14 protein-coding genes are annotated in these 15722 nt (G+C 73.3%); 9 read left to right on the top strand and 5 right to left on the bottom strand.

Translation table 11 applies throughout. The annotated features are described in order from the left end of the window. The first annotated feature begins 28 nt into the window (after positions 1 to 28). From ACIRG6_RS30365 to ACIRG6_RS30340, 6 genes are all read left to right on the top strand, one after another. Positions 29 to 424 carry a hypothetical protein gene (locus ACIRG6_RS30365; RefSeq protein WP_318217731.1) on the top strand — a complete coding sequence of 132 codons (396 nt, stop codon included), beginning with the start codon at positions 29 to 31 and terminating at the stop codon, positions 422 to 424. A gap of 320 nt (positions 425 to 744) precedes the next feature. Continuing rightward, positions 745 to 2235, top strand: a complete 1491-nt coding sequence (locus ACIRG6_RS30360) for an amino acid permease (protein ID WP_318217730.1) — start codon at positions 745 to 747, stop codon at positions 2233 to 2235. 15 nt (positions 2236 to 2250) lie between these two features. Then, on the top strand, positions 2251 to 2703 hold the full coding sequence (locus tag ACIRG6_RS30355; RefSeq protein WP_189230661.1) for an Lrp/AsnC family transcriptional regulator: 453 nt from the start codon (positions 2251 to 2253) through the stop codon (positions 2701 to 2703). 138 nt (positions 2704 to 2841) lie between these two features. Further along, positions 2842 to 4053, top strand: coding sequence for an MFS transporter (locus ACIRG6_RS30350; protein ID WP_364821466.1), 1212 nt, complete (start codon positions 2842 to 2844; stop codon positions 4051 to 4053). A gap of 499 nt (positions 4054 to 4552) precedes the next feature. Continuing rightward, positions 4553 to 5341, top strand: a complete 789-nt coding sequence (locus tag ACIRG6_RS30345) for a carbon-nitrogen hydrolase family protein (RefSeq protein WP_403325073.1) — start codon at positions 4553 to 4555, stop codon at positions 5339 to 5341. A gap of 48 nt (positions 5342 to 5389) precedes the next feature. Continuing rightward, positions 5390 to 7087, top strand: a complete 1698-nt coding sequence (locus ACIRG6_RS30340) for a flavin monoamine oxidase family protein (protein ID WP_225635313.1) — start codon at positions 5390 to 5392, stop codon at positions 7085 to 7087. Here the strand turns inward: ACIRG6_RS30340 and ACIRG6_RS30335 are convergent. Continuing rightward, a complete protein-coding gene (locus ACIRG6_RS30335) occupies positions 7084 to 8013 on the bottom strand; it encodes an LLM class F420-dependent oxidoreductase (protein ID WP_364680857.1) in 930 nt (309 codons plus the stop codon). The two genes, ACIRG6_RS30340 and ACIRG6_RS30335, sit on opposite strands and share 4 nt — an antisense overlap. 103 nt (positions 8014 to 8116) lie before the next feature. Then, the gene (locus tag ACIRG6_RS30330; RefSeq protein WP_239770121.1) at positions 8117 to 8812 is read right to left on the bottom strand and encodes a DUF5995 family protein; all 696 of its coding nucleotides are present in this window, start codon (positions 8810 to 8812) and stop codon (positions 8117 to 8119) included. Positions 8813 to 8986: 174 nt separating this feature from the next. Here ACIRG6_RS30330 and ACIRG6_RS30325 point away from each other — a divergent pair, with 174 nt between their 5' ends. Then, complete coding sequence (locus ACIRG6_RS30325) at positions 8987 to 10117, top strand: glycoside hydrolase family 6 protein (protein WP_403325105.1); 1131 nt, start codon at positions 8987 to 8989, stop codon at positions 10115 to 10117. Here ACIRG6_RS30325 and ACIRG6_RS30320 read toward each other — a convergent pair. After that, entirely contained in the window at positions 10099 to 11541 is a 1443-nt protein-coding gene (locus ACIRG6_RS30320) for a uracil-xanthine permease family protein (RefSeq protein ID WP_350723244.1), read from the bottom strand. The two genes, ACIRG6_RS30325 and ACIRG6_RS30320, sit on opposite strands and share 19 nt — an antisense overlap. A gap of 187 nt (positions 11542 to 11728) precedes the next feature. Here ACIRG6_RS30320 and ACIRG6_RS30315 point away from each other — a divergent pair, with 187 nt between their 5' ends. Then, positions 11729 to 12187 (top strand): acyl-CoA thioesterase, encoded by a 459-nt coding sequence (locus ACIRG6_RS30315; protein ID WP_318217723.1) that lies wholly within the window; start codon positions 11729 to 11731, stop codon positions 12185 to 12187. On the opposite strand, the gene ACIRG6_RS30310 is transcribed toward ACIRG6_RS30315, so the two are convergent. Then, positions 12147 to 13358 carry an MFS transporter gene (locus ACIRG6_RS30310; protein ID WP_318217722.1) on the bottom strand — a complete coding sequence of 404 codons (1212 nt, stop codon included), beginning with the start codon at positions 13356 to 13358 and terminating at the stop codon, positions 12147 to 12149. The two genes, ACIRG6_RS30315 and ACIRG6_RS30310, sit on opposite strands and share 41 nt — an antisense overlap. Before the next feature lie 136 nt (positions 13359 to 13494). On the opposite strand from ACIRG6_RS30310, the gene ACIRG6_RS30305 reads away from it, so the two are divergent. Continuing rightward, positions 13495 to 14688, top strand: coding sequence for an ROK family transcriptional regulator (locus tag ACIRG6_RS30305; RefSeq protein ID WP_364680853.1), 1194 nt, complete (start codon positions 13495 to 13497; stop codon positions 14686 to 14688). A 263-nt stretch (positions 14689 to 14951) separates the two neighbouring features. Here ACIRG6_RS30305 and ACIRG6_RS30300 read toward each other — a convergent pair whose 3' ends face one another. Then, positions 14952 to 15719, bottom strand: coding sequence for an SDR family oxidoreductase (locus ACIRG6_RS30300; protein WP_403325072.1), 768 nt, complete (start codon positions 15717 to 15719; stop codon positions 14952 to 14954). Positions 15720 to 15722: the final 3 nt, after the last annotated feature.

The following is a 15722-nucleotide window of genomic DNA, read 5'->3' as shown; positions in this document are numbered from 1 at the left end:
CAAGCCATCCTGACGAGACGCTGGGCGCATGACGACACCGCAGAGCATCGAGCCGCAGTACACCCTGCTGACCGCCGTGGCCCGACTCGACGAGCTGCGCACCCGGGAGTCCCTGGCCGGGGACGGCAGCGACGAGGAGGCCCTGGACCGCGCCCAGCTCCTGGAACTGCTCGCCCTGAGCGAGGTGGTGGCCCGCAAGGCCGCCTACGGCCGTCAGCTCACCGTCCGCGCCGCCCGCGAGGCCGGCGCCTCCTGGTCGCAGATCGGGGCCGCGCTGGGCACCAGCAAGCAGGCCGCGTGGGAGGCGCACCTGCGCTGGATCGACGCCCAGGAGGCCGCTCGCGGCCGGCCCGGCGAGATCGGTTTCGACGCCGCGGACGCCGCCGAGGCGCGGGCCGTCGCGGGCGATCCGGACGGGCGCTGACCAGGCTCGATCCACCACCGCTCCACCTGCGGTCCGCCCCCGGAAACCGGCCCTGTGCAACGCTCGACAGTCCCCGCGCAACGAACACACGCCTCGCCCCGACGAACGCAACGATCGTGCGGAGACGCGCAAGGTTGCTGCATTACCCGGGGAACGCGGCGCTCATAGGGTTCTTCGCTGTACGTGGCGTGGCGGGGACCCCGCTCGGTGGGTTCCCGCTTCCGCGAGGGACGCCGCCGGTCCCCGCCGCTCCAGAAGCCCGCCGCGAGAGAGCGCCCGAAACCGGGCGGCGCGACCGGCAGCGACAAAGGAGTCAACGCGTGCTCGACCAAGGCGCACCCCCGCACCACGACACATCGGTCACCCCCACGTCCCCGGGGCTGGCCGCGCGCCTCATGCGCCGCAAGCCCGTGGAGCGGCTGGTCGCCGAGGGCGGCCAGGGCGAGGGCGGCAGCCTGCGCCGCTCCCTCGGCCTGTGGCAGCTCACGATGATCAGCATCGGCGCCACCCTCGGCACCGGCATCTTCGTCGTCCTCGGCGAGGCCGTCCCCAAGGCCGGACCGGCGGTCACCCTCTCCTTCGTCATCGCCGGTCTGACGGCGCTCTTCTCGGCCCTGTCCTACGCCGAGCTGGCCGGCACCATCCCGGTCGCCGGCTCCTCGTACTCGTACGCCTACGCGACCATGGGTGAACTGGTCGCCTGGATCTGCGGCTGGTGTCTGGTCCTGGAGTACGGCGTCTCCGTCGCCGCCGTCGCCGTCGGCTGGGGCGAGTACCTGAACGAACTCCTCGACGGCACCATCGGCGTCACCATCCCGGACGCCCTCTCGGCGCCGCCCGGCGACGGCGGGATCTTCAACCTGCCCGCGCTGATCGTGGTGCTCCTCGCCATGACGTTCCTGCTGGGCGGCGCCCGCGAGTCCGCCCGCGCCAACACGGTCATGGTCGTCGTCAAGATCGCCGCGCTGGTGCTGTTCTGCGCCATCGGCGTCCAGGGCTTCCGCTCCGGCAACTACGAGAACTTCATGCCGCTCGGCATGGCCGGCGTCAGCGCGGCCGGCGCGACGCTCTTCTTCTCGTACATCGGCTTCGACGCCGCCTCCACCGCCGGTGAGGAGGCGAAGAACGCCCAGCGCGACCTGCCCCGCGCGATCATGCTCTCCCTCGTCATCGTCACCCTGCTGTACGTCCTCGTCGCCGCCGTCGCCGTCGGCGCCAAGCCGTGGAAGGGCTTCACCGACTCCGAAGCCGCCCTCGCCCAGATCATGACCGACGTCACCGGGCAGAGCTTCTGGGGCACCCTCCTGGCGTTCTGCGCGGTCGTCGCCATCGCCAGCGTCGTGCTGACCGTCCTCTACGGCCAGACCCGCGTCCTGTTCGCCATGTCCCGCGACGGACTGGTGCCCAAGGTGTTCTCCAAGGTCCACCCGAAGACCGGCGCGCCCCGCGCCAACACGCTGATCGTCTCCCTGTTCTGCGGAGTCCTGGCCGCCGCCATCCCGCTGGGACAGCTCGCCGACGCCACCAGCATCGGCACCCTGTTCGCCTTCGCCCTGGTCAACGTGGCCGTCGTGGTGCTGCGCCGGTCCCGCCCGGACATGCCCCGCACCTTCCGGGTGCCGCTGTCCCCGGTCCTGCCGGCGCTGGGCTTCGCCTTCTGCGTCTGGATGATGGGCAGCCTGTCCACCATCACCTGGGTGGTCTTCGGTGTCTGGATGGCCGCCGGGCTCGTGTTCTACTTCGTGTACGGCCATCGCCGTTCCCGACTCGCCACGCCGGACACGTCCGAGGTCCGGGCGCACCAGAAGTGAAGTGAACGACCCGCAGTGCTGAACGATCTCGACGAACGCATCGTGCACGCCCTCGCCGAGGACGCCCGCCGCTCCTACGCGGACATCGGGCAGTCGGTCGGCCTGTCCGCGCCCGCCGTGAAACGGCGCGTGGACAGGCTGCGCGCCACCGGAGCCATCACCGGCTTCACCGTGCGGGTCGACCCCGCCGCGCTCGGCTGGGAGACCGAGGGGTTCGTCGAGATCTACTGCCGCCGCAACACCTCGCCGGAGACCATCCAGCGGGGACTGGAGCGCTACCAGGAGGTCGTGGCCGCGTCCACCGTCACCGGGGACGCGGACGCGATCGCCCAGGTCTTCGCCGCCGACATGCGGCACTTCGAACGCGTCCTGGAGCGGATCGCCGGGGAGCCGTTCGTCGAACGCACCAAGTCCGTGCTGGTGCTCTCGCCGCTGCTGCGGCGCTTCTCGTCGGGCTCGCCCGCATAAGCGCTGCGCCCGGGGTGCCGTCCCGTCTACCATCGGTGCCATGACCTGGCGACATTGATCCACCAGCCGTGCCCGCCCCCGAGGGCCGCCTCGGACGCCGTACCTCCGGTGTCCGATCCGCTCCCTCGGGAAGGCCTCATGACCCACGCACCCACCCGTGTGCCGCCCGCCGGTCACCGGCGGCTGACGGCCACGCTCTACGGCTACGCGTTCCTCGACGACTTCGTCCTGCTCTACCCGGTGTACGCGCTGCTCTTCAGCGACGCCGGTCTGTCCGTCTGGCAGATCTCCTCACTCTTCGCCCTGTGGTCGGTCACCGGCGTCCTGCTGGAGGTGCCCTCCGGCGCCTGGGCCGACGCCGTGTCCCGGCGGCTGCTGCTCTGGCTCGGCCCGCTGCTCACCGCCGCCGGCTTCGCCCTGTGGGTGCTCGTCCCGTCCTACGGCGCGTTCGCGCTCGGCTTCGTCCTGTGGGGCGCCGGGGGAGCGCTCGGGTCCGGCGCGCTGGAGGCGCTGGTCCACGACGAACTCGACCGGCTCGGCGCCGCCGACCGGTACGCCCGTGTCATGGGCCGGGCCCGCTCGGCCGGGCTGGTGGCCGTGATGGCCGCGATGGGCCTGGCCGGGCCGGTGTTCGCCCACGGCGGCTACCCGGCCGTGGGGGCGGCGAGCATCCTGGTCTGCCTGCTGGCGGCGGCCCTGGCGACCCGGTTCCCCGAGCACCGTACGCCGGTGACGGGCGGCGACGGATGGGCCTCGACCCTGCGGTCCGGGCTCGCCGAGGCCCGCGCCGACCGGTCCGTGCGCGGCGCGCTGCTGCTCGTGCCGGCGGTGGGGGCCGTGTGGGGCGCCCTCGACGAGTACACGCCCCTGCTGGTGCGCGACACCGGCGTGGCCGAGGCGACCGTGCCGTGGCTGCTCCTGCTGATCTGGGCCGGTGCCACGGCCGGAGGCCTGCTGGCCGGACCCGCCGAACGGCTCGGCAACGCGGGGTTCGGCGGGCTGCTCGCCGGTGCCGCGCTCGCCCTGGCCGTGGGTGCCGGCGCGGGTACGCCGCCGGGGCTGGCGCTGGTCGCCGTCGCCTTCGGCGGCTTCCAGCTGGCGAGCGTGCTCGCCGACGCACGCCTCCAGCGACGCATCGGTGCCTCCGGCCGGGCGACCCTCACCTCCGTGGCCGGGCTCGGCACCGAGCTGGCCACGGTCGCGGTGTACGGGGCGTACGCGGTGGTCGGGACGGAGACGGGGCACGGCACCGCGTTCGCCGTCTTCGCGGTGCCGTACCTGTTGACGGCGGTGGTGCTGGTGGCCGCCCGGACCCGGACCACGGCTTCGGCCGCCAGGGCACGACCGTGAAGTCACCCCTGCCGACCGGTACGGCTTCGCGGTGCCGGTGAGCGCGGCGGTCGTCGTACGGCGTCTCACGGCGGTCCTCTCCGCAGGCGGAACCCGGTGAACTGAACGGTCACCGTTGTTCCGGCGCGGCCCTCCCGCCACAGCGCACCGAGGCGGCGCCGCTCTCCCTCGCGCGGCGGGGAGGGCGGGCGGGGGCTGCGCCGCGGGGAGGAGGGACGGGCGCGGGAACGGGGCCGTGCGGGCGCAGCGGATCGCCGGGGTGTTGTCGGCAGTCCGGCGATCGGCTGACGGGATCGGGTCCGCGCGCCCGGGGCCCGACGGCGCCGGGCCGCACCCGACCGGGACGGACGGACGAGGCGCGCAACGAATCGCCGCCAGGTGCCCGGCGGACGCAACGATCCGCTCACCGGCGCGCAACGGCTCCTTCTTGTCCGGCCGAGTCCGCCGACCGTACCGTCTATCTGGCCCCCCGACCCCCTCCCCCCGGTGAGGAACACGCATGCGCACCGCCCTGCTCCAGAGCTCCGGCCGACCCGGCTCCACCGTCGAGAACCTCAAGGTCCTCGACGAGGCCGCGGGCCGCGCCGCCGCCGCGGGTGCCGGGCTGCTCGTCACCTCCGAGCTGTTCCTGACCGGATACGCGATCGGCGACGACATCGGCCGCCTCGCCGAGGCCGCCGACGGCGAAGCCGCCGACGCGATCGCGGAGACCGCCACGCGTCACGGCCTCGCCGTCGCGTACGGCTACCCCGAGCGGGCCGGTGAGAGCGTCTTCAACTCCGTCCAGCTGATCTCCGCCGACGGCACCCGTCTCGCCAACTACCGCAAGACCCACCTCTTCGGCTGCTTCGAGCACGACCACTTCGTCCCCGGCGAGCAGCCGGTCGTGCAGGCCGAGCTGGACGGCATGACCGTCGGCCTGATGATCTGCTACGACGTCGAGTTCCCGGAGAACGTGCGCGCCCACGCCCTGGCCGGCACCGACCTGCTGCTCGTGCCGACCGCGCAGATGCACCCGTTCCAGTTCGTCGCCGAGTCGGTCGTGCCCGTGCGGGCCTTCGAGAACCAGATGTACGTGGCGTACGTCAACCGGGTCGGCGCGGAGGGCGAGTTCGAGTTCGTCGGGCTGTCCGTACTCGCCGGCCCCGACGGCACCGCCCGCGCCCGGGCCGGGCGCACCGGGGAACTGCTCCTCGCCGACGCCGACCCGGCCTTCCTCGCCGCCTCACGCGAGGCCAACCCGTATCTGAAGGACCGCCGCCCCGGCCTCTACGGGTCCCTCGTCTGAACCCCCACCGCCACCCCCGTTCCATCCTGTGCAAGGAGTCCGTACCCCATGACGTCCACGGTGCCCAACGCGATCGAGCACGCAGACGAGCAGCAGCCGCCGATCACCATGTTCGGGCCGGACTTCCCGTACGCGTACGACGACTTCCTCGCCCACCCGGCCGGCCTCGGCCAGATACCCGCGACCGAGCACGGCAGCGAGGTCGCCGTCATCGGCGGTGGCCTGTCCGGCATCGTCGCCGCCTACGAGCTGATGAAGATGGGCCTCAAGCCCGTCGTCTACGAGGCGGACCGGATCGGCGGCCGGCTGCGGACCGTCGGCTTCGACGGCTGCGACCCCTCGCTGACCGCCGAGATGGGCGCGATGCGCTTCCCGCCGTCCTCCACCGCCCTCCAGCACTACATCGACCTGGTGGGGCTCGAGACCCGCTCCTTCCCCAACCCCCTCGCCGAGGCGACGCCCTCGACCGTCGTCGACCTCAAGGGCGAGTCGCACTACGCCGAGACGCTCGACGACCTGCCGCAGGTCTACCGGGACGTCGCCGACGCCTGGGCCCGGTGCCTGGAGGAGGGCGCCGACTTCTCCGACATGAACCGCGCCCTGCGCGAGCGCGACGTGCCGCGCATCCGCGAGATCTGGGCCAAGCTGGTCGAGAAGCTCGACAACCAGACCTTCTACGGCTTCCTCTGCGACTCCGAGGCCTTCAAGTCCTTCCGGCACCGCGAGATCTTCGGCCAGGTCGGCTTCGGCACCGGTGGCTGGGACACCGACTTCCCGAACTCCATCCTGGAGATCCTCCGCGTCGTCTACACCGAGGCCGACGACCACCACCGCGGCATCGTCGGCGGCTCCCAGCAGCTGCCGCTGCGCCTGTGGGAGCGCGAGCCGGAGAAGATCGTCCACTGGCCCTACGGGACCTCGCTGAAGTCCCTGCACGTGGACGGCGAGCCGCGCCCGGCCGTGACCCGGCTGACCCGCACCGCCGGAAACCGGATCACCGTGACCGACGCCGACGGCGACATCCGCACCTACCGGGCGGCGATCTTCACCGCCCAGTCCTGGATGCTGCTCTCCAAGATCGCCTGCGACGACTCGCTCTTCCCGATCGACCACTGGACCGCGATCGAGCGCACCCACTACATGGAGAGCTCCAAGCTCTTCGTGCCCGTGGACCGGCCCTTCTGGCTGGACAAGGACGAGGAGACCGGCCGGGACGTCATGTCGATGACGCTCACCGACCGCATGACCCGCGGCACCTACCTGCTCGACGACGGCCCGGACAAGCCCGCCGTCATCTGCCTCTCCTACACCTGGTGCGACGACAGCCTGAAGTGGCTGCCGCTGTCCGCGAACGAGCGGATGGAGGTCATGCTGAAGTCGCTCGGCGAGATCTACCCGAAGGTCGACATCCGGAAGCACATCATCGGCAACCCGGTGACGGTCTCCTGGGAGAACGAGCCCTACTTCATGGGCGCCTTCAAGGCGAACCTGCCGGGCCACTACCGCTACCAGCGGCGCCTGTTCACGCACTTCATGCAGGAGGAGCTGCCCGAGGACAAGCGGGGCATCTTCCTGGCCGGCGACGACATCTCCTGGACGGCCGGCTGGGCCGAGGGCGCCGTCCAGACCGCGCTGAACGCGGTCTGGGGCGTCATGCACCACTTCGGCGGGGAGACCGACGCGACCAACCCCGGCCCGGGCGACGTCTACGACGAGATCGCCCCGGTCGAGCTCCCCGAGGACTAGACCCCGGCCGCCCTGGCCTTCTCGTACACCTCGGCGGCGACGTCCTTGAGCTCCTCGGCGTCCCGCAGGGGGGCCTGGAGGTCGAGGAGGATCTCGTCGAGGCCGATCTCCGCGTGGGCGGCCAGGTCCTCGACGATCTGGTCGACGCTGCCGTGGAAGGGGCTGCGGTCGGCGCCGTCCTGGCCGGCCGCCCGGTAGCGGGCGTTGACCCGCAGCACCGTCCGGATCGGCTCCGTACGCCCGCGTTCCTCGGCGAGGTCGCGCAGCAGGCGCCACTGCTCGGCCACGGCCTCGGCGCCCATGCCGGTCGGCAGCCAGCCGTCGGCGTGGTCGACCAGCCGGCGCCGGGCCCGGCCGCTGCCCGCCGCCAGCATGATCGGGATCGGCCGGGCCGGCTTGGGGCCGACCACGGCGGACGCGATCTTCGTGACGTGCCCGTCGTACACCACCGGGTCCGGGCCCCACACCGCCCGGCACACCTCGATCAGCTCGTCCAGGGCGGCGCCGCGCTCGGCGAACGGCCGTACGGCCGCCGCCGCGTACTCGTCGTGGGACCAGCCGGTACCGAAGCCCGCGACCACCCGGCCGCCGCTCGCCGCGTCCAGCGTGGCCAGCGACTTCGCCAGCTGGAACGGCACGTGCAGCGGGGCGACCAGCACGCTGGTGCCCAGCCGGGCCCGCTCGGTGACCGCGGCGGCGAGCGTCAGGGTGACCAGCGGCTCGGCCACGTTCCGGTACGTGTCGGGCCAGGGCAGGCCCTCGATGCCGTACAGCCCCTGGGTGGCGGGCTCGGGGAACAGGGCCCGTTCGAAGACCCACAGGCTCTCGTAGCCCATCCGTTCCGCCGCGCGTGCCACGTCCGGGACGTCCTTGCCGATGTCGTACTGGCGCATCTGGGGGAGGCCGAGTCCGAGCCGGGTCGTCATGCCTGGGTGCTCCTTCGCAGTCGGGGTGCGATGTTGCCCGAGGGGCCAACGTACCGCGCATGCACGGGAGTTCCGGGGTTACGCACCGGGAGCACCGGCCGGGTCAGTCCGGCAGCGGGGTGAGCAGCATGCGGCCCGCGAAGCCCACCGCCGCGTCCAGCCGCTCGGTGAACTCCCCGGCCACGTCGGGCATCCGGCGCAGCGCCCACAGCGCCCGGGCCGCGGCCCAGGTGGCGTCGCGGGCGCGCTCCAGGCTCCAGGAGCCGAGCAGATGGGTCAGCGGGTCGGCGATCTGGAGGAGGTCGGGACCCGGCATCAGCTCGTCGCGGATGCGCTCCTCCAGCGACACGAGGAGATCACCCACCCGGTCGAACTCGTCCTCCAGGTCGACGGGTTCGCAGCCGAGCGTACGACAGGTGTCCACCACGGCCAGCGCGAGGTCGTGCCCGATGTGCGCGTTGATGCCCGCCAGCGCGAACTGCAGCGGTCGTACGCCGGGATGGCGGCGGAACTGGAACAGGGGCCGCCAGCACGCGGGCGGCCGGCGCCCGCTCTCCAGGGCGTCGACGGCGGCCAGATAGCGCTCCGCGAACCGCACGTCCAGCGCGATCGCGGCCCGGACGTCCGGGAACAGACCGTGGTCGATGTGCCGGTCGAGGGCCTCCGTGACGGCCAGGTAGACGCCGTTGAAGACGGCCACCCCGTCCCGCGCGGGCAGCGTGGCGTCGAGGGCGCGCATCCGGGTGAGGACCGTGTCCACCGTCCGGGCGGCCGTCGGGACTTGCTCGCAGTGCGCCATGGCGGCAGGGTCGCAGCTTTAGGGTGACGGGAGTGCCGGCGGGCCCGACGCTTCCCCAGAACGGGGGAACGCGCCCGCCGTGCGGGGGAGGGGGAACCGTACGTGTCAGGCCTTCGTGCCCGGCGCCTGGCCGCTCGCAGGACCGAGCGCAGGCGTGCCGCCCGCCGCAGCGCGATGGTCGCGGCGGCGTCCGTCGTCGTCGCGGTCGGTACCGCGACCGGCATGCTGACCGCGCTCGGCGACGACGACCGCGGCGCTGACGAGGCACGGCCGCAGATGACGCGGTCGCCGCGGCTGGACTCCCTGCCCGTCGCGCCGACCCCGTCCGCCTCGGCGTCGCCCTCGCCCTCGGTCTCCGCCTCGCCGTCCGCTTCGAGGAAGGCGAGCCCCAGCCCCTCGCCGAAGAAGACCGAACGGAAGAAGCCCCGCACCACCGCGGTCTCCGCCGGGCTCTACCGGCACCCCGACTCCCAGGTCCTCGAATGGGTCCGGGCCCATCCCGACGACCCACGCCAGGACGTCATCGAGTCCCGCATAGCCGACCACCCGGCCGCGGTGTGGTTCGCCGACTTCTCGCCGGAGAACATCACCTCCCGGGTCCGCGCGGTCACCTCGGGCGGAGCCGCCCAGGGCCGGGTGCCGGTGGTCGTGCCGTACGTGATACCCGACCGCGACTGCGGCGGGTACTCGGAGGGCGGGGCGCCGGACCTCGACGCCTACGACGACTGGATCGACCGGTTCGCCGCGGGGCTGGGCTCCGGCGAGGTCATCGTCGTCCTGGAGCCCGACTCGGTGGCCCAGGCCGAGTGCCTGTCCGCCGGTGAGCGGGCCGACCGCTTCGCCTCCCTGGCCCGGGCCGGCCGTGTCATGAAGGAAGCCGATCCGAAGGCGCGCGTCTACTTCGACGCGGGCCACTCCGGCTGGCACACGCCCGCCAAGCAGGCGGGGTGGCTGAAGCAGGCCGGTGCCGCCTCGGCCGAGTCCTCGGACGGCGTCTTCAGCAACGTCTCCAACTTCCACACCACCGCCGACGAGGTCGCCCACGACCGCGCGGTCCTCGACGCCCTCGGCGGCCCGGCGAGCCTGGGCGCCGTCATCGACACCAGCCGCAACGGCAACGGCGCCCCGCCCGACGGCGAGTGGTGCGACCCCGACGGCCGCAAGCTGGGCCGCGCGCCGACCCTGAGCACCGGCATGGGGCGCATCGACGCCTACCTGTGGGTGAAGCTGCCGGGGGAGTCGGACGGCTGCAAGGGGTCGCCGGGGACCTTCACCCCGTCGTACGCCTACGACTTGGCGCGCTGAGAACCGGCGTCGCCGGGCTTCCGGTCCGCCTTCTCGTCCGTCTCCTCGTCCGTCTCCGCGTCGTAGGACGACGTCCCCTCGTCCAGCAGCGGCTGCTGCGTCTTGAGGTGGGCCGGGGCGAAGGCGCGCAGGGCGTGGTAGCCGGTGATGACGACCAGGGTGCCCAGCGCGATGCCGCTGAGGGAGAAGGTGTCGGTGAACTTCATGCTGACGTTGCCGACGCCGATGATGATGCCCGCGGCGGCCGGCACCAGGTTGAGCGGGTTGCGCAGGTCCACCTTGGCGTTGATCCAGATCTGCGCGCCGAGCAGGCCGATCATGCCGTACAGGATGACCGTGATGCCGCCGAGCACGCCGCCGGGGATCGCGGCGACGACCGCGCCGAACTTGGGGCAGATGCCGAACAGCAGGGCGAAACCGGCGGCGGCCCAGTAGGCGGCCGTCGAGTAGACCCGGGTGGCGGCCATCACGCCGATGTTTTCGGAGTACGTGGTGTTGGGCGGGCCGCCGACCGCGGTGGACAGCATCGAGCCGACGCCGTCCGCGGAGATCGCCGTGCCCAGCTTGTCGTCGAGGGAGTCGCCGGTCATCTCGCCGACCGCCTTGACGTGCCCGGCGTTCTCCGCGATCAGCGCGATGACGACGGGCAGGGCGACCAGGATCGCCGACCACTCGAAGCTCGGCCCGTGGAAGGACGGCAGCCCGATCCAGTCGGCGTGCCCCACGGCGGAGAAGTCCAGCCGCCAGTGGTCGGTGACCTTGCCGCTGCCGTCCACCGAGTGGATCTTCCCGAAGATCTGGTCCAGGGCCCAGGACAGCGCGTAGCCGAAGACCAGCCCCAGGAAGATCGCGATCCGGGACCAGAAACCGCGCAGGCAGACCACGGCCAGACCGGTGAACAGCATCACCAGCAGGGCCGTCCACTGGTCCTGCGGCCAGTAGGTGGAGGCGGTGACCGGCGCCAGGTTGAAGCCGATCAGCATGACCACCGCGCCGGTGACGATCGGCGGCATCGCGGCGTGGATGATCCGCGCCCCGAACCGCTGCACCGCGAGACCCACCAGGAACAGCGCGGCGCCGACCACGAGCACCGCGCCGGTGACCGTGGCACTGGTGCCGCCCTGCGCCCGGATCACGGCGGCGACGCCGACGAAGGAGAGTGAGCAGCCGAGGTAGCTCGGCACCCGGCCGCGGGTGGCGAGCAGGAAGATGACGGTCGCCACGCCCGACATCATGATCGCGAGGTTGGGGTCCAGGCCCATCAGGACCGGAGCCACGAAGGACGCCCCGAACATGGCCACCACGTGCTGGGCGCCGAGCCCGGCCGTGCGGGGCCACGAGAGCCGTTCGTCGGGGCGGACCACCGCTCCGGGGGCGGGAACCTTCCCGTCCCCGTGCAGCTTCCAGCGCACGCCGAGGTCCATGGTGAGGTTTCGCTTTCTTCTGTACGTGAGGACTGTCCGCACCATTGTCAGGGGTAGCCGGCCGTCCTCTGCGCCACGCCCCCTGCTGACCAGGGCTTCCCCACCGCCGACGCCGCTGAGCGTCCGCTTAGGATGGAGGGGATCCGCCGTACGTGAGCACAGCCGAGCAAGACCAGGAGTCCCGCCCGTGACCGCCGAAGCCCCCGCCGCCCCCGCCCTGTCCTACGGCAGGCTCGTCCCCGTCACCGTCCACTTCGACGACCTGGACGCGCTCGGGCTGCTGCACAACGCCCGCTACCCCGTGATGGTCGAGCGGGCCTGGGCCGAGCTGTGGACCGAGCACGGCTTCCGCTTCGAGGGCGACTGGGCGGCGGCCGGCGACGCCTGCAACGCGGTCAAGGAGCTGACGGTCAGCTACGAGGCGCCGGTCACGAAGCCGGGCGCGTACGCCGTCCACCTCTGGCTGGAGCGGCTCGGCACGACCGGACTGACCTACGGCTTCCGGTTCTGCTCGGCGGACGGCGCCACCACGTACGCCCGCGGCACCCGGGTGCTGGTCCGGCTGGACTCCGCAACGCTGCGCCCGGCGCCGTGGAGCGAGGCCTTCAGGGCTGCCGGTCGGGCACTGCTGCGCTCGGCGGACTGATCTTCGGCCGGTTGCGGTCGCCGGCGCGCAGGACCTTCGCGAACACCACCAGACAGCAGGCCAGCACGGTCACCAGGCCGAACGACACCACCAGGCTGGTCGCCTGCGCCAGGCCGCCGATCGCACTCGGCGCCACCAGTCCGGACGTGTACGTGATGGTCGCGACGCCCGCGATGGCGAGGCTCGGGTTGGAGCCGGCCCGGCCCGCCGCCGCGAAGCACAGCGGGACGACCACGGCGATGCCGAGGCCCATCAGCGCGAAGCCGGTCATCGCCACCGCCGGATGGCCGCCGAGGACCACGAGCAGGCCGCCGAGCGTGGCCAGCACGCCGCTCACCCGGACCGTGCGCACGGCGCCGAAGCGGTCCACGACCTTGTCCCCGGCGAGCCGGGCCACGGCCATGGTGAGCGTGAAGCCCGTGGTGCAGGCCGCCGCGAGACCGGCGGAGGTCTCCAGCTGGTCCCGCAGGTAGACCGCCGACCAGTCCAGGCTCGCGCCCTCCGCGAACACCGCGCAGAACCCGACCGCGCCGATCAGCAGCGCCGACCTGGGCGGCAGCGCGAACCGCGGCGGCGGGTCCTCGTCCTCGGCGGGCTGGAGGTCCAGCACCCAGGTGCAGGCCACCAGTCCCAGCACCGTCAGCACCCCCGCGGCGAGGACGTGGTGCAGCCGCGCGTCCGCGCCCAGATGGGCGGCGAGCGTACCGGCCGCCGAGCCGATCAGGGCTCCCGCGCTCCACATGCCGTGCAGCCCGGACATGATCGACTTGTTCAGCCGGTTCTCCACCTCGACACCGAGCGCGTTCATCGCCACGTCCGACATGCCCGCCGAGGCGCCGTAGACGAACAGCGCGAGGCACAGGGTGAGCAGGTTCGGGGCGAGGGAGGGCAGGACCAGCGCCAGCGTCCACAGGGCGAGCAAGCCGCGCAGGGCGGTGCGGGCGCCGAAGCGGTGACTGACGCTGCCGGCCAGCGGCATGGCGACGGAGGCACCGAGCGCGGGGAACGCCAGTGCCAGCCCCAGCTGGCCCGCGCTCACCCCGGCGTGGTCCTGGATCCACGGCACCCGGGTCGCGAACGAGCCGGTGACCGCGCCGTGCACGGCGAACACGGCGGCCACGGCGTACCGGGCGCGCCTCACCTCACTGTGCGCGTAGACCACTGCGCTCATTCTGGGCTCCTCCGTCGAAATCGGCTCGGGTCAGGTCCCCTGCTCCGTCGCGCCGCGTAAACTATCAGGAACCCTGCCTGATAGATAGTGAGTTCTCGGCGCGACCCTCCGCCCGTCGATCTGGAAGGATCCCGGCATGCCCGCATCCCCGAGCACCGCCCGGGCCATCAACGACCGGCTCGCCCTGCGTCTGCTCCAGCAGGAGGGCCCGTTGACGGCCACCCAGCTGAAGCAGCTGACCGGCCTCTCCCGGCCCACCGTGGCCGACCTCGTCGAACGCCTCACCGCCTCCGGTCTGATCGAGGTGACCGGGGAGTCGGGAGAGCAGCGCCGCGGGCCGAACGCCAGGCTGTACGGCATCGTCGCCGGCCGGGCCCACCTGGCCGCCCTCGACGTGCGCACCGAGAGCGTCTCCGTCCTCGTGTCGGACCTGCTCGGCCGGGTCCTCACCGAGGCGTCCGTGCCGATCGGCGACGGCACCGGTACGGGCCCCGCGGTGGAACAGGCGGTCAGCCTGGTCGAGCGCGCGGCGAAGGAGGCGGGCGCCGACCGGCTGCACACCGTCTGCGTCGGCGCCCCCGGCCTGATCGACCCGGCCAGCGGTGAACTCCACGACTCCACCGGCCTGCCCGAGTGGCACCGCCGCCTGGTGGCCGCGCTGCGGGAGCGGCTGCCCGGGGCGCGGGTCGGCGTCGAGAACGAGACCAACCTTGCCGCCCTGGCCGAGCAGCGCGACGGGGCGGCCCGCGACCGGGACACGTTCGTCCTGCTGTGGCTCGGTCTGGGCGTCGGAGGCGCGGTCGTCCTCGACGGCGTCCTGCGGCGCGGCGTCTCCGGCGGCGCGGGCGAGCTGGGCTTCCTGCCGGTGCCCGGCACGTCGGGCGTGCCGTCGGCCACCGACTGCGAGGGCGGTTTCCACTCCGTGACCGGGGCGGCGGCGGTGGCCGCCCTCGCGGCGCGGCACGGCGTGACGGCGGACCCCGTGGCGGGGGAGCCGCACGCGGCCGCGCTGGTGCGGGCGGCGGTACGCGGGGCCGGCACCGACCCGTCGGCCGGGCGGTTCCTCGACGTCCTCGCCGACCGGATCGCGCTCGGGGCCGCCGCCGTCGTCTCCGTCCTGGACCCCGGCTGTGTCGTGCTCGCCGGCGAGACCGGGCGGGCGGGCGGCGGCACACTCGCCGCCCGCGTGCAGGACCGCCTCGCCCGGATGTCACCGCTCGCCACCGAGGTGCGCGCCGGCACCCTGGGCGGCGGCGCCGTACTGCGCGGGGCGCTGCTGACGGCCCGGGACCGCGCCCAGGACGACCTGTTCGGACCACCGGAGCGCTAGGGGCCTCTGTGGACCGTGCCGGGGTCGCGGGGTCTGGCACGCGCATCCGCGGCGTTGTCGTCGGTTGCCGGGGCTCCGCCCTGGCACCCTCCTCCGCCTTGCGGCTGCACGCACCAGTCCCCGCTCGGGCCGGTTGCGAGGCACCGTTGCCTGGAGTCGGCCTGATCCGAACGACACCCCCAGCCCCGGCCGCCCGGGGACGCCGTGCTCCCACCAGCGGCGTCGCCCGCGCCCCGTCGGCCCCGTGCAGCGGCCTGCTCCGCTCAGTCGCGCCGCGCACCCCCGGCCCCGCGCCCGAACCGTGCGGTCAGGTACTCCTCGAAGGTGCCCTTGCCCAGCGCCCTCTCCGGTGCCAGGTGGCCGCCCGAGCGGAACGCACGGTAGGTCTTCCCGGCGAGCGGCACGTTCACTACGGTCCGGCGGCGTCCCGTGGCCGCCAGGTAGGCGCGGGCGAGCGACTCGAAGCTCCGCACCTGCGGACCGCCCAGGTCCGGGAGCCGCCCGGCGGGTTCGCCGGCCGCCGGCTCGGCGAGCCGGTCCGCGACCTCCCGCACCTCGACCGGCTGGTCGGCGACCTTCGCCGGCACCAGCATGACCGGCGGCTTGGCCAGGCCCTGCAGCAGCCGCACCACCAGGTCGTGGAACTGCGTCGTCCGCAGCACCGTCCAGCCGAGCCCGGATTCCTCGACGAGCCGCTCGACGGCCAGCTTGGCGCGGTAGTAGCCGAGCGGCACCCGGTCGACGCCGACGATCGAGATGTACACCAGGTGCCGTACCCCGGCCCGTCGGGCCGCCGCCAGCAGGTTCGTGGCCGCCCGCTCGTCCCCGCCGGTCTGCGTGGTCGCGCAGTGCACGACCGTGTCGACGCCGTCGAGCGCCGTGTCCAGGCCGGCGCCGCCCTTGCGCAGGTCGACGGCGTACGGCTGGGCGTGCCGGCTGAGCACCCGCACCTCGTGCCCGTCCCCGCGCAGCCGCTCGGTGACGAGCCGGCCGAGGGTGCCGGTGCCGCCGGTCACCAGGATCGTGGTCATGCT

Source organism: Streptomyces flaveolus (genome assembly GCF_044765825.1).
Classification (GTDB): Bacteria; Actinomycetota; Actinomycetes; order Streptomycetales; family Streptomycetaceae; genus Streptomyces; species Streptomyces flaveolus.
The sequence above is the reverse complement of the archived record's forward strand: the minus strand, read 5'-3'. Positions and strand labels throughout refer to the sequence as shown.

Bases quoted from the DNA above. Each gene is read 5' to 3' on its own strand.
- ACIRG6_RS30335 (WP_364680857.1), bottom strand. From the start codon at position 8,013: ATGACGACCCGGCTCGGACTCGGCCTCCCCCAGATGCGCCAGTACGAC.
- ACIRG6_RS30300 (WP_403325072.1), bottom strand. From the start codon at position 15,719: ATGACCACGATCCTGGTGACCGGCGGCACCGGCACCCTCGGCCGGCTC.
- ACIRG6_RS30320 (WP_350723244.1), bottom strand. From the start codon at position 11,541: ATGGACCTCGGCGTGCGCTGGAAGCTGCACGGGGACGGGAAGGTTCCC.
- ACIRG6_RS30310 (WP_318217722.1), bottom strand. From the start codon at position 13,358: ATGAGCGCAGTGGTCTACGCGCACAGTGAGGTGAGGCGCGCCCGGTAC.
- ACIRG6_RS30350 (WP_364821466.1), top strand. From the start codon at position 2,842: ATGACCCACGCACCCACCCGTGTGCCGCCCGCCGGTCACCGGCGGCTG.
- ACIRG6_RS30325 (WP_403325105.1), top strand. From the start codon at position 8,987: ATGGTCGCGGCGGCGTCCGTCGTCGTCGCGGTCGGTACCGCGACCGGC.
- ACIRG6_RS30345 (WP_403325073.1), top strand. From the start codon at position 4,553: ATGCGCACCGCCCTGCTCCAGAGCTCCGGCCGACCCGGCTCCACCGTC.
- ACIRG6_RS30305 (WP_364680853.1), top strand. From the start codon at position 13,495: ATGCCCGCATCCCCGAGCACCGCCCGGGCCATCAACGACCGGCTCGCC.
- ACIRG6_RS30340 (WP_225635313.1), top strand. From the start codon at position 5,390: ATGACGTCCACGGTGCCCAACGCGATCGAGCACGCAGACGAGCAGCAG.
- ACIRG6_RS30365 (WP_318217731.1), top strand. From the start codon at position 29: ATGACGACACCGCAGAGCATCGAGCCGCAGTACACCCTGCTGACCGCC.
- ACIRG6_RS30330 (WP_239770121.1), bottom strand. From the start codon at position 8,812: ATGGCGCACTGCGAGCAAGTCCCGACGGCCGCCCGGACGGTGGACACG.